We start from the raw sequence: 25,525 nt of genomic DNA, 5'->3' as shown, positions 1-25,525 counted from the left end.
TTTACCCTTTCGTTTCTTCCTTTTTGAAGCTCGATATTTCTACCCACGCGGGGTAAAAGCCCGTGTTGAGGGCGATGTTCTGCGAATGTAAATTGGCGAGCACTGTGCCGTAAAACGGCGTTTTGCCGAGCGCTTCGATGCGGTCACACAGCAGACTTACAAGTGTTGTGCCGAGTCCATGTCCGCGGTACCGTTCTTTTACGTCGATGCCAACCTGCCACAGTGCGTCCGTGTCTGCCGAAGCACCCGCCAGCGCCGCGATCTCGTCGCCGTCATACGCCGCGAGTGCGAGGACGTCCGGACGGTCAGGATTTTCTTTTTCACTTAACGCATTCGGAAAATCCGTGTTCGGGTACAACGTTTTCACGCTCGTTTTGTCGAACCATTTAAGTGTAAAGGTGCATGGCATTACACGTGTTTTACGCGGCTTGCCGGGCAAAAACATGTGGAAGGTCGACGACAATGTGTAGTCGTATTTGTTCAGCTCGCGTTCGATGCACAGCAAATGCGGAAGCTCGAACAACCAATACGGGTGCTTGAAGCGCTCGGTATCGCCCGTAAACTCCTTTAAAAACGGATGCAAAACCTCGTTTGCCGTGATAACCACGCCACTGCCGGTTGATGCCATTTGGAAGAACGGCAGCTCATGCGAATAGAGCCGCACGCCATCAGGCTTCGCCGGCGTTGTGACCGTCACTCGATTTGCTGTAAAGTCTTCTGGCTTTGCATTGTATTCCAGCGCCAATTGACGCATTACCTCTGTAAAGCATTTTGCCTTGTTAATCATGTCGAAAACTCCTATTTTTCCAGCTCCTTGATGCGGTCACGCAGGTAGGCTGCATGCTCAAACTCAAGCAGCTTTGCTGCCGCCTTCATCTCCTTTGTGAGCTTGTCGATCATCACGCGCTTTTCGGCGGCCGTATACTTCTTCTTTTTCTTCGATTTACTGCCCGCTTCTTCCGCCTTTGTGGAAATCTCCAAAATCTCGGAGACCTTTTTCACGATGGTCTGCGGCACGATGCCGTGTTCTTCGTTGTATTTTTCCTGAATGGCGCGGCGGCGCTCCGTCTCACGTATCGCGTATTCCATCGACGGCGTGACAAAATCGGCATACATAATGACCTCGCCATGTGCATTTCTCGCAGCACGGCCAATGGTCTGGATGAGGCTGCGTCCGCTGCGCAGGAAGCCCTCTTTATCTGCGTCCAGAATTGCGACGAGCGACACCTCCGGGATATCAAGGCCCTCTCTCAACAGGTTGATGCCGACAAGCACGTCAAACTCGCCGAGACGCAGGTCACGGATGATTTCCATGCGCTCCACCGTATCGATGTCGTGGTGCATGTAGCGCACGCGGATGCTGTAATTTTCAAGGAAGCCCGTGAGGTCTTCCGCCATTTTTTTCGTGAGCGTTGTCACGAGAATACGCTCGCCGCGCGCGGTACGCACGTTGATCTCCGAAATAAGATCGTCAATCTGCCCGTCGGTCGGCTTTACCGTGATGCGCGGGTCTAAAAGTCCAGTCGGGCGAATAACCTGCTCCACGACCGCTGCGGATTTTTCCAACTCCAAGTCGCCCGGCGTGGCGCTGACGAACACCGCTTGATTGACGTGCGCATAGAACTCGTCAAAATTCAACGGGCGGTTGTCATACGCTGAGGGCAAACGGAAGCCGTAATCCACAAGGCTCTGCTTGCGCGCGCGGTCTCCGGCGTACATGGAGCGCACCTGCGGCAGCGTCACGTGCGATTCATCGACGAACAGCAGAAAATCGTCCGGGAAATAATCGAGCAGTGTGCACGGCTGGCTGCCGGGCTTACGGCCCGAAAGCACGCGCGAATAGTTTTCGATGCCCTTGCACATGCCGATCTCGCTGAGCATTTCAATATCATAGCGTGTACGCTGCTCGATGCGCTGCGCTTCGATGAGTTTATCTTCGGACTTAAAGAACTTGACGCGTTCTTCCATTTCGGCCTCGATTTCCTTGAGCGCGACCGCCATTTTTTCGCGCGGGACGATGTAATGCGACGCCGGGTAGATGGCGACATGCTTTAAATCGCTGACAATCTCGCCCGTAAGCGGCACAACCTCGCTGATGCGTTCGATCTCATCGCCGAAAAATTCGACGCGGATCGCCTTTTCGCTCGATTCCGCCGGAAAAATTTCCACTACATCGCCGCGCACGCGGAACTTATTGCGCGTAAAGTTGATGTCGTTGCGCTCGTACTGGATCTCGACGAGCTTCTGCAAAAGCGCATCGCGGCTTTTTTCCATGCCGGGGCGCAGTGAAATGACCATCGTGCGGTAATCGATTGGGTCGCCTAAGCTGTAAATGCACGAAACGGACGCGACGATAATGACGTCCCGCCGCTCAGAAAGCGCACTGGTGGCGCTGTGGCGCAGCTTATCGATCTCCTCGTTGATGGCACTGTCTTTTTCAATATAGGTATCCGTCTGCGCAATGTACGCTTCCGGCTGATAGTAGTCGTAGTAGGAAACGAAGTATTCCACGGCGTTATCCGGGAAAAACTCGCGGAACTCACTGCAAAGCTGTGCGGCAAGCGTTTTGTTGTGTGCCAAAACAAGCGTGGGACGATTCAATTCCGCAATGACGTTCGCCATGGTAAACGTTTTGCCGCTGCCCGTAACGCCGAGCAGCGTCTGCTCCTTATGCCCCGCGCGGATGGACTCCACAAGCTCTTTGATCGCCTTCGGCTGGTCGCCCGTCGGCTGATATTTTGACTTCAGTACAAATTTATCCCGCTCCTGCATGGCTTTGCTCCCTCACTGAACTTTTAGAACATACGTTTCACTGTGACTTAGTATAACACACGAACACCCGTTTGTCAATGCGTCCCGCCGTTTATGTCCGCCGATGTCCTGTGATGTTCGGCTTTTACGTGATGATCTGCCGTTTTAGGGTGGCGATGTCGTGGCGAAGCTTTTGGAGGACGCCGGTCGCGCGCATGGAGAGGTAGTCCTCGTCCGTGAAAATGAAGTGGTCGGAGAGGATGACGTCTATGCCGGAGAGTGCGAGCTCGATCTCCTTGGTTGTTTGGATGTCCTGCCGTGAGGGCGTGCAGTTGCCGCTTGGGTGGTTGTGCGCGAGGTAAACGGCGTCGGCGTCGTACAAAAGGCACAGCCGGGCGATTTGACGGATATAAATAGGCACGCCGTGCACGGAGCCCTCGTTGACAATGCCCATGTACTTTAAATACCCCTTGCTGTCCAAAATGAGCAGCACGACGATCTCCGTTTTTCTGCCGAAAAATTTGTTCTGCACGGCGGCAAAGGCGGTTTTGGTATCGACAATACGGGTGCGCGCCTGATTTTTCGACTCCATATAGGCACGGAACAAGTCCGGGTAAGCGGCGAGCGCACTTGCAAGGCGCGGGCCGACGCCGGGGCACTCCGCCAAAATCTGCGCGGGGGTATCAAACACATCGCTGAGTTTTCCGTGTCGCTCCAAAAGTGCGGCCGCTGTTGTTTGTGCGGGGCAGCTCGGGTCCAAAAGGTGCAGCGCAAACGTCAAAATATCGAGCTCCGTAGGGTTAGACGTGGTATTCAGCTTTAAAAACTCCGCTTCCTCTTCCCTTTTTCGTCTTGCGGCCATGGTTTTCATTCCTTTCAAATGCTTGAAAAAGGGCAGCACCGCCTATGGGTGCCGCCCGGTTTTCAGCGGTCGATATAACGTTCGATAAAGCTGCGCACAGCGCTCCAATAGAGCTTTGGCGCGACGGAGGCGGAAAGGCAGTGGCCTGCACCCGGCACGGTAAGCAACTGCTTGTCGCAGTTTGCGGCTGCGTAAAGGCGATACACCATGGCGCACGGCACGAGGGCATCAGCCTCGCCGTGAATGAACAGCACGGGAATTTTACAGCGACGAATCTGATTAAGCGCACTCGCTTCGCGAAAGCTATACCCGAACTTCACTTTGGACGCAAGTGACACCGCCGGGATAAACACACCCATTGCGCCGGCGTACAGATCTTTGACAGCGGCTTTGGCCTGATCCCACACAGAGGTGTAGCCACAGTCTTCAATGGCGAGCTTCACCTGCGGCGGCAGCTGCTCGCCCGCCGTCATCATGACGGTGGCAGCGCCCATGGATTCGCCGTAGAGAAGGATCTGCGCGTCTTTGTCGCGGCGAATAATCTCGTAGATCCAGCCGATGATATCCTTACGCTCCGGCCAGCCCATGCCAATCCAGTCGCCGGCGCTGTCGCCGTGGGCGCGGGCGTTCGGCATTAAAATGTTAAATCCGAGGTCATAAAACGACTTGCCGCGGTGGCGCATGCACTCTGCGCGGCCGCCGTAGCCGTGGCAGATGATGGCATAGCGGTGGCCTTTGTGCGGAATGAACCATGCAGTGAGGCGCATATTTTCGGGGTTGCGGTACGTGACGCGCTTGGCATATTTCTTGAACCATACTGTTGCCGCACGGGTTTCTTCATCGTCCGGCAGAGGGTCTTTGTTCGGCGGACGGCGGCGCAGGGTATCGTTTAAAACGGCGTTGGAGACAACCGCGGCCGCACCTGCAGCCAATGCTGCAGCGAATAGTGCTTTTTTACCCATAAACACGCACTCCTTTTGGTTTACTTTGTGTGGACAGCGATGACGGTATCGATGTCATCGGGCAGTTTTACAGTGTTGGAAACCTGCACGAACACGACGTCCGGGTAGTTTTCAACAATCCAGTTTTTAAGGGGCTTTATCTCGGTGCCGTCGGAGATGAGACGGATAGACTCAACCTCATCGAGCGAAATGCCCTGCAGCGGGATACCGCCGATGGAGTTTTCCATAATGTGATAATAGAGCGTTTTGCCGTTTCTGGTGATGCGACCGTTTTCGGGCTTCGGCAGGTCGCAGCCGCCGCAGCCGTAAATGGAATCGGAATTCTTCTGCATCCACGCGCCGATTTTTTCCAGAATCTCGACGGACTCTGCGGGGATATTGCCTCTGGCATCCGGGCCGACATTTAAGAGCATATTGCCGTTTTTGCTGACGCACTCAACGAGCTTTTTGATAATCATTTCGGCAGGCTTAAAGTTCTTATCCTTTGCGCAGTAGCCCCAATTGTCGTTCATCGTGATGCAGGCTTCCCAACAGATATTGCGGCCACGGCTGTCCTTAAAGCCGGTCTGCGGGATGATCTGCTCCGGGCTGACATAGTCGCCGCTGTACTCAAGCGGTTCGTCCGTTGCGATGGAGCCGAAGCCACTGCCACTGACCTCCAAACGGTTATCGATGATGATGTCCGGCTGCAGGGAGCGCACCATACGCACGAGCTCCGACGCACGCCACGCTTCGCCGGTGAGGTCGTCGTAGGAAAAGTCGAACCACATCATATCGAGCTTGCCGTAGTTTGTGCAGAGCTCGCGCACCTGACCGTGCATATAATCAAGGTAGTTATCAAAGTTATAGGGCTTATCTTTATAGGCAATGTTGTTGCGCATAGGATGCTGGCGGTCGCCGTAGGCGGGGTAATCCGGGTGGTGCCAATCGAGCAGCGAATAATAAAGGCCGACCTTGATGCCCTCTGCGCGGAACGCGTCGAGATACTCACGCACGATGTCTTTGCCGTAAGGCGTGTTCGTGACTTTCCAGTCGGTAAGAGCGGAATCAAACAGGCAGAAGCCGTCGTGGTGCTTTGCCGTGAGCACGGCGTACTTCATGCCGGCCTGCTTTGCAAGGCGCGCCCACTTTTTCGGGTCAAAATCTTTCGGATTAAACTCGTTGAAAAACGGGATGTAGTCCTCCTCCGGAATCTCTTCCGTGGAGCGCACCCACTCGCCGCGCGCGGGGATAGCGTAAAGGCCCCAATGGATGAACATGCCGAAGCGATCGTGGGTAAACCACTGCATACGCTTATCATATTTTTCTCTATCAAATTTATACATACAAACTCCGTCCTTTCGCCCGCTATTTCGGGGATTCTTACTGTGATTGTATCATTTTGCCCGGCTTTTGTAAATAGATATTCGCGCGAAAAAAGGAAAGAAAAGCGCCTCGCAAACAGCACGGTAGATACGCGTGAGCGCGCCACCCTATCCCCCTGCAAGTATAGAGCAACCCCGTTGCCTCTTTTAAATCGGGCAGCGGCGTTGTTGCGTGTAAAGGAGTATAGCTTTATATTCATGTAAAGCTATATAGCTGCACAGATATACAAAAACGCTCGTCCGCTGATAAACTGGGACGAGCGTTTTGTTCACTTATTTAAACGGATTTCCGATCAATCAGAAGTTGCCGTTGGTGAGATCCTCGACGTAGAGGGTCTTCGGGCCGTTGTTGGCCGGTGCTGCGGGCTTTGCAGCCGGTGCGGCTTCTGCGGCAGGTGCTTCATCCTTATGCGGATTGTCGCGCCACTCAAAGAACTTTGTAGCAACAGCCGGGAACAGTGCGTAGGAGAGGACATCCTCTTCGCTCTTTGCTCTGTCGCCGATCTCTGCTCTGTACTTCTCAAGCTCCGGCTCGATGAGGTCGGCAGGACGGCAGGTGATGACCTTGTCATCGCCGATGCACTTCTTGCGGACTTCCTCGTTCACCTCGCCCGGCAGCTTGCCGTATTCGCCGCGCAGCATGCCCTTGCTCTCTTTGGTGACCATTTTATAGCGCTCACCGACAAGAACGTTCATAACAGCCTGCGTACCGACGATCTGGCTGGTCGGGGTAACGAGCGGCGGGTAACCGAAGTCAGCACGGACGCGCGGCACTTCTGCGAGCACATCATAGTACTTGTCTTCTGCGTTTGCCTGCTTGAGCTGAGAGATAAGGTTCGAAAGCATGCCGCCCGGAACCTGATACAGCAGCGTGTTGGTATCGACCTTAAGGACCTTCGGGTTAATGTTCAGCTTATCGGCAACCGTACGGAAGTGTGCGGCAACCTCGCTGAGCTTCTCAAGATCAAGGCCGGTATCACGGCTGGTGCCCTGCAGCGTGGCAACGAGGGACTCAGTTGCCGGCTGAGAGGTGCCGTTTGCGAGCGGGGACAGTGCGCAGTCCACGATGTCAACGCCTGCCTGTGCAGCCATCAGGTTGACCATGTCGCCTGTACCGGTGGTGTTGTGGGTATGCAGATGGATCGGCACGCTGACGTTTTCCTTCAGCTTCTTTACGAGCGAATATGCGTCGTACGGAAGGAGCAGGTTTGCCATATCCTTAATGCAGATGGTATCTGCACCCATCTTTTCAAGCTGCATAGCGAGCTTTACGAAGTAATCCTCGCTGTGCACGGGGCTCTTTGTATAGCTGATGGCAGCCTCTGCCTTGCCGCCATATTCCTTGACGTACTTCATAGCGGTCTCCATGTTGCGGGGATCGTTCAGTGCGTCGAAGATACGGACGACATCGATGCCGTTTTCGATGGACTTTTTGCAGAACTCTGCAACCACGTCATCGGCATAGTGCTTGTAGCCGAGGAGGTTCTGGCCGCGCAGGAGCATCTGCAACGGGGTCTTCGGCATTGCCTTTTTAAGCGTTCTGAGACGCTCCCACGGGTCTTCGTTCAGGAAACGCATGCAGACGTCGAACGTTGCGCCGCCCCAGCACTCCAGAGACCAGTAACCCATGTTGTCCAGCTTTTCGCAAGCCGGAAGCATATCCTCGATACGCATGCGCGTTGCGGCCTGAGACTGGTGCGCGTCACGCAGGATGGTATCGGTAATTCTAAGGGGATTCTTAGCCATAATAACTGTTACTTCCTTTCCTAAGCGTTATCAAACGCCGAACAGAGCCAGGAACACACCGGCTGCAACAGCAGAACCGATGACGCCTGCGACGTTCGGACCCATAGCGTGCATGAGCAGGAAGTTGCGCGGATTCTCTTTCTGGCCGACGACCTGCGATACACGAGCCGCCATAGGAACGGCGGAAACACCGGCGGAGCCGATGAGCGGATTGATCTTATCCTTAAGGAAGACGTTCATGAGCTTTGCGAGCAGAACGCCGCCTGCGGTGCCGAGACCGAATGCAACAACGCCGAGGACGAGAATCTTAAGCGTCTGCGGATTGAGGAAGTTTGCAGCGGTAGCTGTTGCACCGACGGAGGTGCCGAGGAAGATCGTAACGATGTTCATCAGCTCGTTCTGTGCGGTCTTGTTCAGACGCTCTGTTACGCCGCTCTCACGGAGAAGGTTGCCGAGCATGAGGCAGCCGACAAGGGATGCAGCGGACGGCAGCATGAGGGAAACGAAGATGGTAACCACGATCGGGAACAGAATCTTCTCGGTCTTTGTAACCTGACGGAGCTGCTTCATCTGGATCATGCGCTCTTTCTTTGTGGTGAGCGCCTTCATGATCGGCGGTTGAATAACCGGAACGAGCGCCATGTAGGAATATGCGGCAACGGCGATCGGGCCAAGGAGTTCAGGTGCGAGCTTGGAGGTGACGAAGATGGCCGTAGGGCCGTCTGCACCGCCGATGATGCCGATGGAGCCGGCCTGTGCCGGGGTGAAGCCGAGCAGGACAGCGCCGACATAGGTGACGAAGATGCCGAGCTGTGCGGCAGCGCCGAGCAGCAGGCTCTTCGGGTTTGCAATCAGCGGACCGAAGTCTGTCATGCAGCCGACGCCGATGAAGATGAGACACGGATAAACACCGAGCTTAACGCCGAGATAAAGGACGTCGAGCAGACCGGCAGCTTCCGTGGAACCGTTTGCGAGTTTAACACCTTCCGCAAACATTTCCCAATGCACATGACCGCCTTCAAACAGCTCTGCATGGTAAATGCCTGCGCCGGGCAGGTTTGTTAAAAGCATACCGAATGCAATCGGCAGAAGGAGCAGCGGCTCGAACTTCTTGACGATAGCAAGGTACAGAAGAACACAGGAAACAGCGAGCATAACGAGCTGCAGCGGGTTTTCGCCGAGCTTTGCGAAGCCTGTGCTATTCAGAAAATTAGTTATCGCTTCCATGAATAATTTAACACTCCTTATTTTAGTAGTATGTGCGTAGGCTTAAGTTTAACTTAGCCAACAACGCAGAGGAGTGTGCCGCTCTCAACGGTTGCGCCCTTCTGGACGTTCACGCTGGTGACCTTGCCGGCCTTCGGTGCCATAATCTCGTTTTCCATCTTCATAGCTTCGAGGATCATGAGAACCTGGCCTTCAGCAACGGTATCGCCAACATTGACGTTGACGGAAAGGATGTTGCCGGGCATCGGGCTCTTGACCTGCTCGCCAGCGCCTGCCGGTGCTGCGACCGGGGCCGGAGCGGGTGCTGCTGCCGGAGCTGCTGCAACCGGAGCCGGTGCTGCGCCGCCGACGACTTCTTCTACTGTTACTTCATAAGCTGTGCCGTTAACATTGACATTATACTTTTTCATTGAACTTACCTCTCATCTGTTAGATTTCGCGCTTTGCGCATTTCAGACTCTCTTGATGGAATGGATGCGGATGTGCGAAACGTCCGTGCCCATCTCCTCGGCGATCGCGACTGCGATAGCGGCAACGATCTGCTGGTTGTTTTGGGCGGATACCGCCGGTGCGGGTGCTGCAGCAGGTGCTGCGGCGGCCGGGGCTACTGCCGGAGCCGGCTGCTTTTTAGCGACCTTCTCCATGATGAGGCCGAGGATCTTGATGATAACAATCAAGCAGATCAGGACCACAAACACGGTAATAAGGCCCATCAGAACAACCTGAACGGTGCTGATGTTGGTCTCCATAATCTTACCTCCTTTCACCGAAGCGTTATGGAAATAAAAATAGAAAATGTAATTTGCATTCTGAAAAAAACACCACATTCCCGCATTTTATCAGAATGGTTATATCTTAACACGGAATTCAAAATTTCGCAATGCTTAATTCAACTTTTTTAACCGATATTTTCGGAACGAAAGTCTGTTTGGAGTAATTCCCGTTTGAACGCCGAAAATCAGGCAAGAACACGCCGTTTCTCTCCGGTTCAAAATATTGACGAAAAACTTTCTTTTATCCCGTTGCATTTTAGTAGAAAACATAGTAAAATTGAGTTATCTGTTATTTAGCATGGGCTTTCTTTCCAAAAAAGCGAATAGACTGCCCAAAGTATTGAAATGAGGCGAAGACGTGTTTTCAAACAAAGATCTGCGGAAGCTCATCATACCCCTTGTTATTGAGCAGCTTCTGGCCGTAACCATCGGTATGGCGGATACCGTAATGGTCTCCTCCTGCGGCGAAGCGGCGGTTTCCGGCATCTCCCTTGTGGACTCCATCAACTTTTTGCTCATCACGCTGTTTTCTTCTTTGGCGACGGGCGGCGCGGTCATTGCGTCCCAGTACATCGGGCGCGGCGACCACAAAAGCGCAAGTCTTGCGGCAAAGCAGCTTTTCTACGCCAGCCTTGCGCTTTCGGCTGTGCTGGGCGTCATCGCCGTATTCTTCCGCAAGCCGGTACTGAACATGATTTTCGGATCCATTGAAGCGGACGTTATGGCGCACGCGCAGATTTATTTTTTGCTTTCCGCGATCTCCTATCCGTTCCTTGCGGTCTATAACGCCGGTGCGGCGCTGTTCCGCTCTATGGGCGATTCGCGCACGACGATGCTCATTTCCATTTTAATGAACACCATCAACATCGTGGGCAATGCGATTTTAATCTACGGCTTCCAGATGGCTGCGGCGGGCGCGGCGACGGCTTCTCTTGTTTCCCGTGCAGTAGGCGCCATCATCATTACGGTGCTGCTTTTGAACCCGCGCCGTATTATTTTCTATGATAAGCTCCATAAGCCGGAAATTCACCTCTCTATGTTGAAGAGCATTTTGCAGATCGGCGTGCCGAACGGTCTTGAGAACAGCATTTTCCAGATCGGCAAAATTCTGGTTGCAAGCATTGTTTCGGGCTTCGGCACCATTTCCATCACAGCGAACGCCGTGGCGGGCAACCTCGCTTCCTTGCAGGTTATTCCGGGCATGGCGCTCGGCATGGCGATGATCACGGTCGTCGGCCAGTGCATCGGCGCAAAGGACTACGAAGCTGTGAAAAAGTATACGAAGAAGCTGATGCTCATCACCTACGGTGTCGTCTGGGCTATGACGCTTTTGATGCTGCTGTTCAGCAAGCAGATCCTTTCGTTTTACTCACTCTCCGAGGAAACGACCACAATGACGATGGAGGTCTTCATTGTGCACGGCATCTGCGCCGTCATTGTTTGGCCGCTGGCCTTTGCCCTGCCGAACGCCCTGCGCGCTGCGAACGATGTGCGCTTTACGATGATTGTTTCCCTGCTTTCCATGTGGATCTTCCGCATCGGCTTCAGCTACGTTCTGGCGATCTACTTTAACATGGGCATTTTGGGCACATGGATTGCAATGTGTATCGATTGGTTCTGCCGCGGCGCCTGCTTTGTCATCCGCTTTGCGCGCGGAAAATGGAAGAATATCAGCTTTATTGATAACTAAGAAGGAGGTAAAACTGTATGGAATATGATGCTTTTACCGGCGGCGTTGCGCCGGGCGGACTGCGCTCGAAAAGCGATATCCGCATTTTGATCTGCTATATGCTCAAAAGCGTAAACGCGCCGCTTTCGGGCGATGACATCATCAAGGTCTTGCAGGAAAAATCCCTTGCGAATTACTTTGAGGCGAGCGATGCGCTTTCTGCCCTTGTGAGCCTTGGCAATGTCACCCGCGAGGAGGACAACACCTATGTGCTGACTAAGCGTGGCAAGAGTGTGGCGGATGACTTAGAACAGCTTATCCCCTCTTCCGTGCGTGATAAGGCCGTAGCCGCCGCCACGGCTCTGCTGGCTTCCGCTAAGATGGAGCGCGAAAACGTGGCGACCATTGTCCGCACCGAAAACGGCTACAACGTGACATGCCACATTTCCGGCGGAGAAATGGAGCTGATGAGCCTTACCGTGTATGTGCCCGACCTATATCAGGCACGCGAAGTGAAAAAGAACTTTCACCGCGACCCACAGCGCGTGTATAACCTGATGCTCGCGGCGCTTACCGGCGACGACGAGATGATGAAAAGCGCCGTAAACCCGTGAGTTTCCGTCACCTTTAAAATTCCGAAGAGCCGCAGTTTTTGCGGCTTTTCTTTTTCTTCACTTCCTGTTTTTCCGAACGTTCTGCACCTGTCGTCAAAAACCGACATTTTTCTATATGCGTATTGTGTATACTTATATATGAAAGCAGTTTGAGTTTGCACAGAATATACACATCATTCGCGTGAATATTTCTCACGTAGTCGTGCATAGTGGCGCAAATAGCGTATACTATCATTGTATCTTCTGTTTGTATCTCGCGCAAAAGATACAACACAGTTATGTGCACGATTTTCACGGAATGACACAGCGGATGGTGAACAGCAATGGAAGAAATAGAATCTAAAGCAATCTTCGGCCGACGTCTCAAGCGTTTCCGTGAAGAAAGCGGCTACACGCAGTCGATCCTTGCGAATATTCTTGGCGTTGAGCGTTCCACCTACACGTATTATGAGACCGGCAAAACGACACCCGCCATCTTTGACCTGATGCGCCTTTGCCGTCTTTACCGCATTTCTTTGGATGAGCTGTGCGGATACAGCGCAAACTCTGTAGATGCGATGCGTCTGAGCGATTCCGGTCAGCGCGTGAAAGTGTATGCACGCCGCAAAGAGCGTCGTTACCTTGCCGATTCTGTGCTGGATCTTTCTACAGATGAGCAGCAGCTTTTGGCGTATTATCGTTCCGCTTCCCCGGAAGATCGTGCGGAGCTTTTTGAACATCTGCGCAATGCACGGTACCGTGACCGCCGCCACGCAAACGAAAAATAACCTTCAAAAATTTCATATGCGCTTGTAGCCCAGTTGGATAGAGCGACAGACTCCGACATTTCAGGCGTCTCCAGTTGAGGTATGGCGCAAAACTTTGCCGCACCTGCGTTTGCGGGAACAGCAGAGAAGAAATAGCTGGTCGTTGACTACTATTTGATGACTATTGCAGAAACCCACAACCAAATATGCGCCCGTAGCTCAGTTGGATAGAGCGTTAGACTCCGACTCTAAAGGCCGCTGGTTCGAATCCAGTCGGGCGTACCAAAATGTGTTGATGAAAGATGCAACGCAGAAAACGCCGCACGAAAGTGCGGCGTTTTCACATATAATGCGCCACTTTTAGAATGAAAAAGTTGCAAAAACTCGATTTTTCAAAATTTCAGTTTTGCCCCGCGAGAGGCGACATTTTTAAGATGCACCCTGCCGAATTTATGGTTTGGTGTGGTTCGAACACCGAGGCTTAAAAAAGAATAAAGGATAAGAAGGCAGGCCACCGTTCGATTCCTTATGAGGGAGCGGACGGTGGCCTTTTTCGTCTCATTGGTGCTTATGTTGCTTTCGCTTCGTTTGTCTATCATTCCTTGGTAGTGTTGGTAATAGCTTTCACTGAATCTTTCAGGTATGCTTGCGTTACAAAAAGACGAAGGAGGTATCCGAGAATGGCAATCACCAAAAACTTGTGCGCTCAGCTCCCCATCGACCTGCATGAGCGGGTCAGCGAAGAACGGGAACGGCTGGGCCAGACCACCAGTGAGTACATCACAAATCTCATCCAAGAATACTACGACATGATCGAAAACCAGAAGGGCGGCATTCAAATGACTGAAAAAGGCAGAACGATGGCATTCCAGATCCCCGAAGAACTCTTCCAGCGCATCAAGCGTCACCTGGAGCGCGAAACACTCCGCAGCGGCAAAAAGCTCACCCAGCGGGATTTCGTGCTAAACCTGATCACGCAGGCGCTGGACGAAGCGGACGCCGAGAACACTGCGGAGCAGAACGCCCCTCACTGAGACCCCTGTCGCGCCCCATGTGGCCGACGTGACCACTCCAGCGGACACGGACACCCCCAACGAAGATAACGCCGTGTAAGCCTGCAAACGCCGAAGTTAAAAACGAATCATACATGGAGAAAGCCGCCCTGGGCATCTGAGATCATCAGATGCCCAGGGCGGCTTTTTGCGTTTCATCAAAGAAAGAAGGAGGCACACATCACAGCAAGCGAGATCAGAAATCGCTTCACAGACACAGAAATGCAGATCGCCAGAGAAACGGACCTGCCGGAGCTGCTCTCCCACCTCGGCTATCAAGTCAAGCGCGTGGGGCGCTTCCATACTACCGCGGAGATGGACAGCCTGCGGATCAAGGATCGGTGCACCTGGTTCCGGTATTCCCAGAATACCGGCGGGGATGCCATCACCTTCCTCCAGCAGTATTGCGGAAAATCCTTTTCGGAAGCGGTGGAGTACCTGCTGACCTTCCACGGGAAAGCCAGAGACACACCCGCTCCGCAGCCAAAGCCCATCAGCCGGAAGCAGGAGTTTTCCCTGCCGCCCCGCAATGCGGATGGCAGAAGGGTCTTCGCCTATCTCCGTAAGCGGGATATCGCTGCCCAGGTGATCCGGCAGTTTCTGAATGCCGGTCTGCTGTATGAGGATGCGGTACATCACAACTGCGTGTTCGTTGGAAAGAACAGCGCAGGGCAGGCAAAGTATGCGGAACTGCGCGGCACCTATGATCTGGACGGTCCCGGATTTAAGGGAGACGCACCCGGCAGTGACAAAAACACGGGATTCTCCCTCCCGCACGATCCGCGGTCAGATCTGGTGCTTGTCTTTGAGGCACCCATCGATCTGATGAGTTACCTCACGCTCCACAGAGACACAACCAACGCCGTTGCTCTGTGCGGACTCTATGACGGCGCACTGCAGACCTATTTGCAGGCGCATCCGGAGATCCGCCGTATTGCGCTGTGTCTGGACGCGGACGAGCCTGGGCAGAAAGCCGCCCAGCAATTACAGGAAAAGTATCAGTTACAGGGGTATGCCGTTACCGTGGAGAAACCGCGCTGCGGCAAGGATTGGAACGAGTATCTGCAAAGAAAGATTTGCAGTCGGGGAAGGGGGCGATAGCCAAAAGAACATTGTTTTCAACGCGGAAAAAAGCAAAAAATATAAGGAGGCCCTATGAATCTGAAACAGAACCATTATTCCCGCAGAGCGCTGGCACTGCTGCTGACGCTGGTCATGTGTGTGGGTATGATCCCCACCGCCTTTGCCGCCCAGCAGAACAGCTACCACGACCCCGCCGAGCACTGGATGGAGCATGACGCTGATGTTTTTGGAGCAGTGGGATGCCGTTCGAAATTCTTCCGATGACTTATCCAAATACCGTCCCACGTTGTCCGTTCCTTCGGATGGATATGTTCAGCCCTATTGCGACTCACCTCTGGATGATGAATACTTAGGAGAAAATGTCTACCTAAACATGATCAACGGTGCGAAACGGTATGTCTATATCACAACGCCCTATTTGATCGTAGACAGTGAAATGAAGACTGCCCTGTGCTTGGCCGCGAAACGGGGAGTTGATGTGCAGATCATCACGCCCGGCATTCCGGACAAGAAAATCGTATGGGATCTGACTCGTTCCTATTATCCGGAATTACTGTCAGCAGGCGTCCACATCTATGAATACACACCTGGGTTTATCCACTCCAAGCTCTGTATCTGCGACGATGAAGCAGCGGTGACCGGTACGATAAACTTTGACTATCGAAGCCTGTATCTCCATTTTGAAAATGCCTGTCTGTTCATCTATAACGCGGTTGTCCTCCAGGCAAAGATGACTTTTTGCGTACGCAGGAAAAATCCGCGCAGATCCTCCTTGAAGATATGGGGGATCTCAAAAAGTATTGAAGTCTGCTCCGCAGTATCTATTACGCAGTCCTGCGGCTATTTGCACCGCTTTTGTAAAAAGAAATCACTTGGGACACTCAAGCAAAAAATGTCTATTTTCATTTGCGAAGCCATTTTCAGCAGCACAGATTAACAAAGTCGTCCATGTCCTCACTACCATAAAAGGAATGGACGACTTTGTTGCCTGTTCCGTTAGCTGCTTTGGGGAACCTCTCTCTACAGCCTTAGGCCCTTGATATCCTTGATGCGGGACAAAATGATGTTGCAGCTGCAGCTGACCACGCCGGGCAGCGGGTCGATGACCTCCCGGATCAGCTTCTCCATCTCCTCACTGGAGGCGGCCACCGCGTGGACGTGGAGCTTATTCTTCCCCGTCACGCGGTAAACCTGCGTAATGGCCTCGTTCTCCTTCAGCGTTTCCGTCACCTCTGCCAGCGTGTCCGGCAGTGTTTCAATCTCAAAATAGCAGGAAACCGCGCCGCTGATCTTCTGAGGATTGATGATGGTGGTATATTCCTCAATGATCCCCCGCTGCTCCAGTGCCTGGATACGGGCTTTTACCGCCACCCGGGATATCCCTACTTCCTGCCCGATGTCGGAATAAGATATCCGAGCATTTTCAATCAGCAGCCGGACGATCTTCTGGTCCAGCGCGTCCAATCCTTCCAGAAACATGGCAAGGCTCCTCTCTCATGTGTGATTTTTCAGTGACATCATACCACATATCATACAAAAAGTAAATAAAGGATTGACTTTAGCAGGTTATATCAGTATAATTATTTCAAAACGTAAGTTATAACTTTCTATTTGGACGTGAGGAAATGAACAAAGGCCTGACCCAGGGGCCGGTGATGCGCTCCATGTTGCTGTTCGCAGTCCCCATGATTTTGGGAAACCTGCTGCAGCAGTGCTACAATGTGGCGGACACATTGATCGTGGGGCAGTTTCTGGGGAAAAACGCCCTGGCTGCCGTCGGCTCATCGTTTACATTGATGACCTTTCTGACTTCTATCCTGCTGGGCCTCTGCATGGGCAGTGGGGCACTGTTCTCCATCCGGTTTGGGCAGAGGGACGAAGCTGGCCTGCGGGAGAGCGTGTGCGCTTCCTTTGTGTTGATTGCGGCGTCGGCGCTTTTGCTGAACGTGCTTGCTTTCGCATGTCTGGACTTCCTACGGGGCTTTCTCCGGGTGCCGGCGGAGGTGTGGGGCCTGATGCGGGAGTATTTGGTCATCATCTTCTGCGGCATCGCCGCCACCTTCCTGTACAATTATTTCGCGTCGTTCCTGCGGGCGGTGGGCAATTCCGTGGTGCCGCTGATCTTTCTGGCGGTCTCCGCCGTGCTGAACATCCTTCTGGATCTGTGGTTTGTGCTGGGACTGGAACGAGGTGTGGCCGGAGCGGCAGAGGCAACGGTGATTGCCCAGTATGTCTCCGGCGTTGGCATTGCGGTCTACGCTTTGGCGCGGTGTCCCCAGCTTCGGGCCATTCACAAAGGTTGCCGGATTCGCTGGGCCTGCGTCCGGGAGATCGCCGGTTTTTCCATCCTGACCTGTGTCCAACAGTCCGTCATGAACCTGGGTATCTGATGGTGCAGGGACTGGTCAACAGCTTTGGGCCCACAGTCATGGCAGCGTTCGCGGCGGCGGTGAAGATCGACGCCTTCGCCTATATGCCCGTACAGGACTTCGGCAACGCCTTTTCCACCTTCATTGCCCAAAATTACGGCGCCCAGAAAGAAGCCCGCATCCGCGCCGGACTGAAAGGGGCTGTGGGCGCTTCCATGCTTTTTTGTGTGGTGGTATCCGCCTTGGTGTGGGCCTTTGCCCGCCCGTTGATGGCGCTATTCGTGGAAGCGGGAGAAACTGAAATCATCCTGGAGGGCGTCCGCTATCTGCGCATCGAGGGTGCCTTTTACTGCGGGATCGGCTGCCTGTTCCTGCTGTACGGCCTATACAGGGCGCTGGGTAAACCAGGGATGAGCGTGGTGCTCACCGTTATATCACTCGGCACCCGGGTAGCGCTGGCCTACGCGCTGGCGGCAGTGCCGTCCATCGGCGTGACCGGCATCTGGTGGTCAGTGCCCATCGGTTGGCTGCTGGCGGACACGGTAGGTATTCTCTATTACATATTCCGAAAAAAGAGGCTGTTTTCTTGGGAAAACCAAGCACAAATATAAATCATATTTAGGAGGTACATCGCCACATGAAAGTCGTACTGTTGGAGGGACTGGGTGTGTCCGAGCAGGTGATCGAGCAGCACGCCCGGAAGCTGGAGTCCATGGGCCACACCTTCGTGGCTTATCCGAAGAACACGGACCCCCTGGTCCAGGCGGAATGGAGCCGTGACGCGGATGTCATCATGCTGGCCAATATGCCCCTGGCCCCTGTCGTGCTGGAGGAAGCAAAGAACCTGAAGTTCATCGACGTGGCCTTTACCGGCGTGGACCACATCCCCATGGCGGAGGCGAAGCAGCGTGGCATCGCCGTCAGCAACGCCTCCGGCTATGCCACCCAGGCCGTGGCGGAGCTGTGCGTCAGCTTCATGATCCAGCTGCTGCGGAATGTAGGCAAGACGGAGGAACGCTGCCGGAACGGCGGCACCAAGGACGGCCTGGTGGGCAACCTGCTGTGCGGGAAGACCGTGGGCATCGTGGGTGCCGGTGCCATCGGCAAGAAGGTGGCTGCCCTCTGCAAGGCCTTCGGCTGCTCTGTGCTGGCCTACAACCGAAGCACCGTCTCCGACCCCGCCATCGATGAGCAGGTGTCTTTGGAGGAACTGCTGAAGCGCTCGGACATTGTGTCCCTGCATTGCCCTCTGACGGCGGATACCAAGGGCATGATCGGAAAGGATCAGCTGGCTCTCATGAAGAAGAGCGCCCTCCTCATCAACACCGCCCGTGGCGGCGTGCTGGATTCCGCTGCCCTGGCTGATGCGCTGGAAAAGGGTGAGATCGCCGGCGCGGCATGTGATGTCTTTGAGACGGAGCCGCCCCTGCCCACCGACCATCCCCTGCTGCACTGCCCCAACACCATCGTCACCCCTCACATCGCCTTCGCCTCCGTGGAGTCCATGGAGCAGCGGGCAGACATCGTGTTCAACAACCTCTATTCCTGGCTGGACGGAAAGCAAGTCAACGCGGTCTGACACGGATAAGGAAAAATCGCCATGACTAAAGTGAGAATCATTTGTGGTGGAGAGCAGTTTTCGGCTGTTCTGGAAGAAGAGCTTGCTCCTAAAACCTGCGCCATTTTCAAAAAAATGCTCCCCATCAAAAACCAGATCATCCATGTCCGCTGGAGCGGCGAGGGAATGTGGATCCCCATGGGCGATACCCGGTGGGAAGGACTTACATACGAGAACCATACCAGCTATCCCACCAAGGGGGAAATGCTGATCTATCCCGGTGGCATCAGTGAGATGGAGATGATCCTGGCCTATGGCAGCGTCCACTTCGCCAGCAAGGTGGGGCAACTGGCGGGAAACCATTTCCTCACCATCACAGATGGGCTGGATCGGCTCTACTCGCTGGGGCGCAAATGCCTGTACGAAGGGGCACAGCCGATCACGATTGAATTGGAGGCAGCTTTTTAATATAACTGATGGCCTTCAAGAGCTGCGCCGCTAAACATTATATTTAAACCTTGGTAAAAGTATTGATTACAAAAGCAGAGAAATAGTATAAACAAACAGAGCCGCAGCCATGACTCCTCCTAGAGTAATGGCTGCGGCTCTGTTTCATTTATCTACTATTGAATCGGATAGCTCATACCCGGCAGTGCAAATGGAGTCAACGATATGTTCCATTGTGCTTTCAAAATCAATTTCCAATTGAACTGCCTCCAATCTGCGCAAGTATGTGCATAAATTCGGGATCAAGATGCACTGTGAATACATCCTCAATGGATGCGTTAAAAACTTGCGCAATCTTCCATGCCAGAGAAAGAGAATGATTATATTTTCCATTCTCCAAATTATAAATGGTCTCCCGGCGCACATCGAACAGCTTGGCGAGTTCTGTCTGGGTCATATTCCGGTCATTGCGGTAATTCTTAATTCGGTATTCAATCATTTCCACACCCCCGCGTCGTTATCGGCTGCTTGCGCAGAAAAGTGTGGTACATTTCGCTCTATATATAAATTATACCACAGTTACAGGAGGAAATGACACAATGAGAAAACGAATACTAACCGCTTGCCGTCTATCGGTATCGCCGCATACAGGATAGCACAGAAGTTGGCAAAATACAACATTATTATAGGACGGGGCTGGGAATGGAAAATGAAATAGTACATATGCCAGAGCAGATTCAGGAACTGACACTTTTGCTGATGTACCTGACTTCGTGGCAGGAACGCAGAACAATAGGACTTCGCAGAAAACCGCACAAGACTGATGATATGCTGCTGCGGCGCTGCTGGAAGGGATATGATTTTTCGGTTCTGGAAAGGTTGGAAGCACAGGGGCTTATCTGCGGTGAAGGCGGCAAAAAGCCGATCGTGTTTACAGACGAAGGAGAGCGGCTTGCCATAGAACTCATGAAAAAGTATGGGCTCGGAGATCGTAAAGAGGATGAGGTTTAACGGTGGGTATTTCTCTTGCGCATAAGGCTGCAAAACCGCAAAACCATTGCGGCACAAGGCTTTGACGGTGGTATCTTTTCTGTCGACACACGACAAAAACCGTCTCAAACGATACGTTTGAGGCGGTCAGCTTGTCGAGAAACCCGGTTGCACATTACGCAGCAACCGGGTTTCTCGACAAGCTGTGAGGAGTCTTGAAAACTGTACGTTTTCAAGACTCCTCAAGATCATTCCAACTCAAATGCGCCGGTATAAAGCTGATAATAATGTCGCTTGCCTTAATGATTTCCAGCTTTGTGTTTGAAATAATCTGATTGTCGGTCATTCTTTGATTCTCCTTTTCGATTGATAGTGCGGGCATTGAATAACGATGGCACGGAAGCTCTGCTTGCAGCTCCTTTCGCATTTTCTGCAAAGCTCGTTATATTTCATCCGTCCACGCTCGTCAAGAAAGAACGCCCATTCTTCCTTGAGGTATTTCGACATACGGGGCATAGCGTCCACCTCCTTTTTGCACTACCTATTTGCCGATTTGCTCCCGAAACGCAAAAACGCCTGAAACCGTATCCCACTGTATGTTTTCGGGGCGATTTTGGGCGTTTGCTTTCGATATGAGCGGCTTTCAAAACGGTGGCGGTATCCTTACCGTCCGTCATTCAAAAGCCGCTGTTTGTCGCTTCCGGGTAACAAAAAAGCGCCGTATTGCTACGACGCTTTTGTCTTGCTCGGAAGATGGAGCAAGGAAACGCTATTCCATTATTTGTTATGCTTTTTCTTTCTGCTGGCAACCGTTATACCAATGGCAGCACCGCCGCTGACAATCAGCAGCGCAAACCACAATGCGGGGTTAGCGGTGTCGCCGGTGCGCGGGGAAACAGGCTGCACCGTCGGCGTCGGCTGCGCTGTAGGCTGCGGGGGCACCGTGGGCTGCGGGGTTGCTGTTTCCGTCGGCTTTGCCTTGACGGTGAACTTAGCTGTTGCCGTACCGTGTTGAGAAACGATCGCAAGCGTATGCTCACCCACGGAAAGCGTGGCAACAAAATCACGGTTCAGCGTGATGATGGTGCTGCCCTCTCTCTTCGTATAGTTCTTTTCTTCCAGCGCAGTGCCGTCAAGCTCTACACGAACAAAATCGGCAAAGGATGCATCGGAAGTGAAGGTCAGTTCCTTTTTCTCGCCCTGCGTGACCGCTGCACCATCCCCGGCTGTGATTTTCGGGGGCAGCTTTGCCGTCACGGTGGCAGCCTTGGTGATTTCCTTTATTGCCGCAGCGTCGGAGAAATACTTCTTGCAGCCGCCGCAGTACCAATACGCAATGTTGCCTTCTTCGGCAGCGGTGGCGGCCTTTGCGTCAATGTGTTTCAGGTCGGTGTGGTTGTTCGGGTCAAGGCTGCCGTAGCTTGCCTTGCAAATCTCACAGACGGCATTTTGGGTGCAGGTCGCTTTGCCGCCGGAGTGCTCCGCGTAGCCTTTCTTTCCCGCGTTATCCGTCACATCGCAGTTTTCATTGGCACATTCATGCCAGTGATGCGTTGCATCGGACGTCCAATCGGACTTCCAGCTGTGGCCGGTGGCTGGAATCGGCTCTATTTTTGTTGCGCCGCACTTGGTGCAGCTATATGTCTCTTCGCCCGCTTTTGTGCAGGTAGGCGCTGTTGTTATCGTACCGTTGTCCCAAGTATGAGGGCTTACGTCATCCTTTATATCGCAACGGGAACACTGCTTCCAGTGCTCGTTATCATCATGTGTCCAACTGGTAGTAAAATCATGTCCCAGAGCATCGCCATATTCCGCACCGCAAACTGTGCATGTTGCTCTTTGGGTGCAGGTGGCCGTGCCGCCGTGGCAATTCTCGGTTTCCGTATGGCTGGTGTCACGCTTACAGATTCGGGTGTGGGTCTTTTCATCGCTGTTTTGCGTCCAAGCGCCCCAGTCGTGGTCCAGCGCGGTATTCGCTGCGGTAAACGTATCGGCGTCGTTGGTGCTTACTTCTCCGCACGCACAGGATAGATAATACACCGCGTTATTGGTGCAGTCCGCAGGAGTTTTCAGCGCTTCGGGCTTTTGAACCTGCTGTGTGTAGGCGTGCACATGGATCGGCGTCCAGTGGGCGTAGAGCGTATGCGCCGCTCGGGAGGACATAATTGTGGTTTCCTCCACCTTCGTGCCGCCGTCCTTCTCGGTGAACCAGCCGTCGAAGCGGTAGTTGACGCGCGTCGGCGTCGGCAGCGCGCCGTAAGCATCGCCGGGAAAAACCGATTTGCTGCTCATCTCGCCTTCGCTCAGCGTACCGCCGTTGGGGTCGAAGGTCACGGTATGTGCAGTCAGGGTCTCTTCCACGGTGAGAACCAGCGTCGCAGATACGGAGAACTTATTCACCGCTGTCCGCGTGAAGGTCAGCGTATAGGTTCCGGACGGCAAATCGGTGATGGTGAGCCTGAGATCCTTCCAATCCACGTTACGGTCGACGTGTACATGATCGTCGGGAATCCCGCCGTAGTCCCATGTTATCGAACTATCGGAACCTGGGAAATTCATGGCGGGCTGGATGGAATAAGTAGCTACATCCAGGATGACTGTTTCGCCCCTTAACGCTGTGAGCTTGTATTTATCAGCCTCATCCGTGGCTGCTTTTACGCCGTCGCCTGTAATCTCAATGTATGTAAACGGCGAATACAGCACCCGAACCTCCGAGATGGAGGAACCACTCGCCGCTGCACGGCTGATCCATTGAAGGTCTTCGGTCACGTAATAAGCTGAGTTGCTGTTTACTCTGAACAGCAGATCGCCGACCGTTCCGCCTTCGGTACGGTTGGTGATTTTTCCGTAGGTGCCGGTCTTGCTGCCTCTGAGCGTCGTGCTGCTGTACGCGTTGAGATTCGTGATCTTTCCGTCGTTCCAGATCGTGACGTCATAGTCTCCAACGTTCATATACGTGATGTATTTCCCCTCAGCCAAACGAACTGTTCCGGCTTTATTGATGGATACCGTGCGGTCAAAGCTTCTGAGGAAATGGATCTCTTCGGAGGTTTCGCTGCTGTTAAAATCTGCTATTGCATCATCATGTGCAAAGAAGCGTTTTTCATAAGGGTCGACGGAATGCAGCACTTTTGCAGCCACGATTTGACCGCAAAGCGCGCAGTAATCAGGGTCTTCGCCCTTCGAGCTGTCGCCCAGAACGTGTGGTTCCGTCGTGAAAATATCCGGGTGGCAGGAGGGATATACCTTATGATTTCTTTTGCCTTCAAGATTGTACGGCACGTAGACCGTATCGCCTACATGCTTGTTTCTGTCGTAGCGCATGACGGAGGACGATCCGGTCGGATTCAAACCCGTCGCATCAAGGAAATAGCCGTTACACTTCCCGCATCTCCAGTGCTCCACCCAGCCGTCGTGCTGGCAGTTCGCGTCCTGCGCCTCATAACGCGTCAGGCTGTGGCCGGAAGCCGGGATCGTGACACCAGAAATGTCGTTTGCAAGTTTATTCGTGCAGTTCTCATCGGAGAAGATCTGCTTGCAGCCCTGGCATTCCCAGCAGGTCTGCGATATCCCGGATTCGGTGCAGGTCGCGTCCTTCTTGTCGATCTTCTCGGCATACCCGATCTTATCGCGGGTCAGCGTGAACGTAATGGAATCGTCTCGGCCGGTGAGCAGCTTGCGTGCCGTCACCGACGCGTTGAACGGCGCGTGGCAGGAATCTGCATCCCGGAACGTCAAGCTGAGTGCGTTGTTCGCAATCTTGGTGCCTGAAACACCGCAGGTGCTGCATTTGAATGACACTTCAAACAGGACAGTCAGAGGTCTCGTCTCAGACGTATCCCATTCGGAAGAGTCCACGTTCTTGATGGAAATGGACGTTACTTCGCCGGTGTGCCCCTCTGTGCCGCAGAAATAGCTGTCGGCGGAGAGTGTCACATTGACGGTATATCCGACCGACGTATCTGACGCCGCATATGCGGGAAGGGCGAACAGTACCACTGCGCAAAGCACAAGCAGCACCGCTAGGAATTTTTTCTTCATGCAAGTTCCTCGCTTTCTTCTCGCGCACCTCCCGTCCCCCATGGGGAGCGCGTTTTGGAGCAAAAGGGAATTGCATCGGGATATATCCCGATGCAAGGGAGTACTCCCTTGCAATACATATTGGCTTCTATTTTTGTGCTGGCAGCGTGATCCCCGCGAGGGAAAACTCAAAGCGCATCGCCAGCGCACGAAACAGCGCCTGCATCACCTGTTCGGAGATCGTGCGGATATCCAGCCCTTCCACGAACCGGATCGCCTGTTCCGTTTCCTCCTTCGGGACGTTGTACGCCCGCAGACTCATGGTGAGAAACAGCCGCAGCTTCTTTTCCAGCGTCAGCTCCTCGTCGCAGGGGTGGGCCATGTAGCCGCGCATGATGCTGGCTGAGCCGATCTCCATGTCATAAAAATCGCGGGCAGTCAGCTCCGGCTGATACGGACCGAAGATCTGATACAGCTCCTTCGCCGTTTCCCGGAAGATAAATTCAGACGCTTCCTTCTGCGTGTAGGCTTCAATGTAGATTTCCCGCAGGTTTTCGTTCAGCTCCGTCAGCGTCATCTGGATCGCCGTTTCCACCGCATAGGCGTAAACCGGCGGCAGCTTGCTGTCTGCAATGCTTCTTGCCACGCCGAACTGTCCGCCGAACATCGTTTCGGTCAATTCCAGCAAAATTCTGTCCTTGGTAGGAAATAGATTCAAATAGCTTCCCCTTGCCACACCTGCCTCGTCCACAATCTGACTGACAGTGGTGTTTTTATACCCCTGCTCCAAAAAGAGACGGACACACACGGTCAGTATTTTCCTCTTTGTTTCGCTGCTGTCTCTCCGCAAATATATCACCTCTCTCCAAACGTATTGGTACGCATACTAATAATATCATATCAAGTGCAAAAAGGCAAGTGGAATTTGAAACTTTACCTCCGTAAATTGTGACATTTTCACAAACGCCGCCTTCTTCCATTACTCACGGAACTTTATGACTTCTTGAATACTACCCGCAAAGGAAAAGCCGCCGTCGCTTGACAGCAGCCTTTCCGATAGCTTGTTATGCGTAAATCAAATCGCTTGAAACAATTTCCCTAACCTCCTTTCGGCATCAACGCCTTTAGCTGTTTCCGCAGCTCCGATAGCATCCATCTTCTCACCCCCTTTCTTTGGGGGATGTTGGTGGTTCTCTCCCTTTCCGCTAACAAGACTTTGGCAAAGCCGCCAGCTACCCGCTAAAGACCTCCTTTTTGAAAATTTCTCAAAGAATTTTTTCGGCCAGGGACAG

The 25,525-nt window shown here is 53.3% G+C and carries 24 protein-coding genes, 1 tRNA gene and 1 pseudogene; 12 read left to right on the top strand and 14 right to left on the bottom strand.

The features are described 5' to 3' along the window. Position 1 precedes the first annotated feature (1 nt). The 9 genes from ACLTX1_RS01320 to ACLTX1_RS01280 all read right to left on the bottom strand — a co-directional run bounded on the left by ACLTX1_RS01320 (position 2) and on the right by ACLTX1_RS01280 (position 9,661). Positions 2 to 787: a GNAT family N-acetyltransferase gene (locus tag ACLTX1_RS01320; protein WP_412330357.1), complete on the bottom strand. Its 786-nt coding sequence runs from the start codon at positions 785 to 787 to the stop codon at positions 2 to 4. A gap of 11 nt (positions 788 to 798) precedes the next feature. Continuing rightward, the gene (gene uvrB / locus ACLTX1_RS01315) at positions 799 to 2,772 is read right to left on the bottom strand and encodes an excinuclease ABC subunit UvrB (protein ID WP_308449574.1); all 1,974 of its coding nucleotides are present in this window, start codon (positions 2,770 to 2,772) and stop codon (positions 799 to 801) included. A gap of 124 nt (positions 2,773 to 2,896) precedes the next feature. After that, positions 2,897 to 3,613 carry a JAB domain-containing protein gene (locus ACLTX1_RS01310; protein WP_176820154.1) on the bottom strand — a complete coding sequence of 239 codons (717 nt, stop codon included), beginning with the start codon at positions 3,611 to 3,613 and terminating at the stop codon, positions 2,897 to 2,899. 62 nt (positions 3,614 to 3,675) lie between these two features. Beyond that, positions 3,676 to 4,575: an alpha/beta hydrolase gene (locus tag ACLTX1_RS01305; protein WP_412330356.1), complete on the bottom strand. Its 900-nt coding sequence runs from the start codon at positions 4,573 to 4,575 to the stop codon at positions 3,676 to 3,678. 20 nt (positions 4,576 to 4,595) lie between these two features. Beyond that, positions 4,596 to 5,900, bottom strand: a complete 1,305-nt coding sequence (locus tag ACLTX1_RS01300) for an alpha-L-fucosidase (RefSeq protein ID WP_176820156.1) — start codon at positions 5,898 to 5,900, stop codon at positions 4,596 to 4,598. A gap of 336 nt (positions 5,901 to 6,236) precedes the next feature. Next, positions 6,237 to 7,685, bottom strand: a complete 1,449-nt coding sequence (locus ACLTX1_RS01295; RefSeq protein WP_176820157.1) for an oxaloacetate decarboxylase subunit alpha — start codon at positions 7,683 to 7,685, stop codon at positions 6,237 to 6,239. Positions 7,686 to 7,715: 30 nt separating this feature from the next. Further along, positions 7,716 to 8,912, bottom strand: coding sequence for a sodium ion-translocating decarboxylase subunit beta (locus ACLTX1_RS01290; protein ID WP_308449569.1), 1,197 nt, complete (start codon positions 8,910 to 8,912; stop codon positions 7,716 to 7,718). 53 nt (positions 8,913 to 8,965) lie between these two features. After that, positions 8,966 to 9,322: a biotin/lipoyl-containing protein gene (locus ACLTX1_RS01285; protein ID WP_176820159.1), complete on the bottom strand. Its 357-nt coding sequence runs from the start codon at positions 9,320 to 9,322 to the stop codon at positions 8,966 to 8,968. A gap of 42 nt (positions 9,323 to 9,364) precedes the next feature. Further along, positions 9,365 to 9,661 carry an OadG family protein gene (locus tag ACLTX1_RS01280; protein WP_308449568.1) on the bottom strand — a complete coding sequence of 99 codons (297 nt, stop codon included), beginning with the start codon at positions 9,659 to 9,661 and terminating at the stop codon, positions 9,365 to 9,367. A 382-nt stretch (positions 9,662 to 10,043) separates the two neighbouring features. Between ACLTX1_RS01280 and ACLTX1_RS01275 the strand changes: the two genes are divergently transcribed. The 8 genes from ACLTX1_RS01275 to ACLTX1_RS01240 all read left to right on the top strand — a co-directional run bounded on the left by ACLTX1_RS01275 (position 10,044) and on the right by ACLTX1_RS01240 (position 15,786). After that, on the top strand, positions 10,044 to 11,375 hold the full coding sequence (locus tag ACLTX1_RS01275) for an MATE family efflux transporter (RefSeq protein WP_412330355.1): 1,332 nt from the start codon (positions 10,044 to 10,046) through the stop codon (positions 11,373 to 11,375). A gap of 17 nt (positions 11,376 to 11,392) precedes the next feature. Then, entirely contained in the window at positions 11,393 to 11,968 is a 576-nt protein-coding gene (locus tag ACLTX1_RS01270; RefSeq protein WP_176820162.1) for a DUF4364 family protein, read from the top strand. 323 nt (positions 11,969 to 12,291) lie between these two features. Beyond that, positions 12,292 to 12,735 carry a helix-turn-helix transcriptional regulator gene (locus ACLTX1_RS01265; protein WP_308449566.1) on the top strand — a complete coding sequence of 148 codons (444 nt, stop codon included), beginning with the start codon at positions 12,292 to 12,294 and terminating at the stop codon, positions 12,733 to 12,735. 187 nt (positions 12,736 to 12,922) lie between these two features. Further along, positions 12,923 to 12,999 (top strand) — tRNA-Arg (locus ACLTX1_RS01260). Positions 13,000 to 13,394: 395 nt separating this feature from the next. Beyond that, a complete protein-coding gene (locus tag ACLTX1_RS01255) occupies positions 13,395 to 13,748 on the top strand; it encodes a translation initiation factor 2 (protein WP_308449565.1) in 354 nt (117 codons plus the stop codon). A 240-nt stretch (positions 13,749 to 13,988) separates the two neighbouring features. After that, the gene (locus ACLTX1_RS01250) at positions 13,989 to 14,867 is read left to right on the top strand and encodes a toprim domain-containing protein (RefSeq protein WP_412330354.1); all 879 of its coding nucleotides are present in this window, start codon (positions 13,989 to 13,991) and stop codon (positions 14,865 to 14,867) included. Positions 14,868 to 14,921: 54 nt separating this feature from the next. Further along, positions 14,922 to 15,113 carry a hypothetical protein gene (locus ACLTX1_RS01245; protein WP_308449648.1) on the top strand — a complete coding sequence of 64 codons (192 nt, stop codon included), beginning with the start codon at positions 14,922 to 14,924 and terminating at the stop codon, positions 15,111 to 15,113. Further along, positions 15,070 to 15,786, top strand: coding sequence for a phospholipase D-like domain-containing protein (locus ACLTX1_RS01240; RefSeq protein ID WP_343285029.1), 717 nt, complete (start codon positions 15,070 to 15,072; stop codon positions 15,784 to 15,786). The genes ACLTX1_RS01245 and ACLTX1_RS01240 overlap by 44 nt, the downstream gene beginning before the upstream one ends. A gap of 83 nt (positions 15,787 to 15,869) precedes the next feature. Here ACLTX1_RS01240 and ACLTX1_RS01235 read toward each other — a convergent pair whose 3' ends face one another. Next, complete coding sequence (locus ACLTX1_RS01235; RefSeq protein WP_308449563.1) at positions 15,870 to 16,328, bottom strand: Lrp/AsnC family transcriptional regulator; 459 nt, start codon at positions 16,326 to 16,328, stop codon at positions 15,870 to 15,872. Positions 16,329 to 16,474: 146 nt separating this feature from the next. Here ACLTX1_RS01235 and ACLTX1_RS01230 point away from each other — a divergent pair. The 3 genes and pseudogenes from ACLTX1_RS01230 (at position 16,475) to ACLTX1_RS01220 (ending at position 19,244) form a co-directional block, all read left to right on the top strand. After that, positions 16,475 to 17,829, top strand: a pseudogene (locus ACLTX1_RS01230) (MATE family efflux transporter). A 26-nt stretch (positions 17,830 to 17,855) separates the two neighbouring features. Continuing rightward, positions 17,856 to 18,797: an NAD(P)-dependent oxidoreductase gene (locus ACLTX1_RS01225; RefSeq protein ID WP_308449562.1), complete on the top strand. Its 942-nt coding sequence runs from the start codon at positions 17,856 to 17,858 to the stop codon at positions 18,795 to 18,797. Positions 18,798 to 18,818: 21 nt separating this feature from the next. Beyond that, positions 18,819 to 19,244: a DUF3830 family protein gene (locus tag ACLTX1_RS01220; RefSeq protein WP_308449561.1), complete on the top strand. Its 426-nt coding sequence runs from the start codon at positions 18,819 to 18,821 to the stop codon at positions 19,242 to 19,244. 226 nt (positions 19,245 to 19,470) lie between these two features. On the opposite strand, the gene ACLTX1_RS01215 is transcribed toward ACLTX1_RS01220, so the two are convergent. Then, complete coding sequence (locus ACLTX1_RS01215; RefSeq protein WP_308449560.1) at positions 19,471 to 19,722, bottom strand: helix-turn-helix transcriptional regulator; 252 nt, start codon at positions 19,720 to 19,722, stop codon at positions 19,471 to 19,473. Between the two features lie 203 nt (positions 19,723 to 19,925). On the opposite strand from ACLTX1_RS01215, the gene ACLTX1_RS01210 reads away from it, so the two are divergent. Next, positions 19,926 to 20,234 carry a DUF6429 family protein gene (locus tag ACLTX1_RS01210; RefSeq protein ID WP_308449559.1) on the top strand — a complete coding sequence of 103 codons (309 nt, stop codon included), beginning with the start codon at positions 19,926 to 19,928 and terminating at the stop codon, positions 20,232 to 20,234. 321 nt (positions 20,235 to 20,555) lie between these two features. On the opposite strand, the gene ACLTX1_RS01205 is transcribed toward ACLTX1_RS01210, so the two are convergent. The 3 genes from ACLTX1_RS01205 to ACLTX1_RS01195 form a co-directional block, all read right to left on the bottom strand. Then, positions 20,556 to 20,729, bottom strand: a complete 174-nt coding sequence (locus ACLTX1_RS01205) for a hypothetical protein (protein ID WP_308449557.1) — start codon at positions 20,727 to 20,729, stop codon at positions 20,556 to 20,558. A gap of 261 nt (positions 20,730 to 20,990) precedes the next feature. Beyond that, entirely contained in the window at positions 20,991 to 24,254 is a 3,264-nt protein-coding gene (locus ACLTX1_RS01200) for an InlB B-repeat-containing protein (protein ID WP_412330353.1), read from the bottom strand. A 127-nt stretch (positions 24,255 to 24,381) separates the two neighbouring features. Then, complete coding sequence (locus ACLTX1_RS01195) at positions 24,382 to 25,041, bottom strand: helix-turn-helix domain-containing protein (protein WP_308449555.1); 660 nt, start codon at positions 25,039 to 25,041, stop codon at positions 24,382 to 24,384. Positions 25,042 to 25,525 lie beyond the last annotated feature (484 nt).

Source organism: Hominenteromicrobium sp. (genome assembly GCF_046974225.1).
Taxonomy (GTDB): Bacteria; Bacillota; Clostridia; order Oscillospirales; family Acutalibacteraceae; genus Hominenteromicrobium; species Hominenteromicrobium mulieris.
This window is presented reverse-complemented; position numbering and strand designations above follow the sequence as displayed.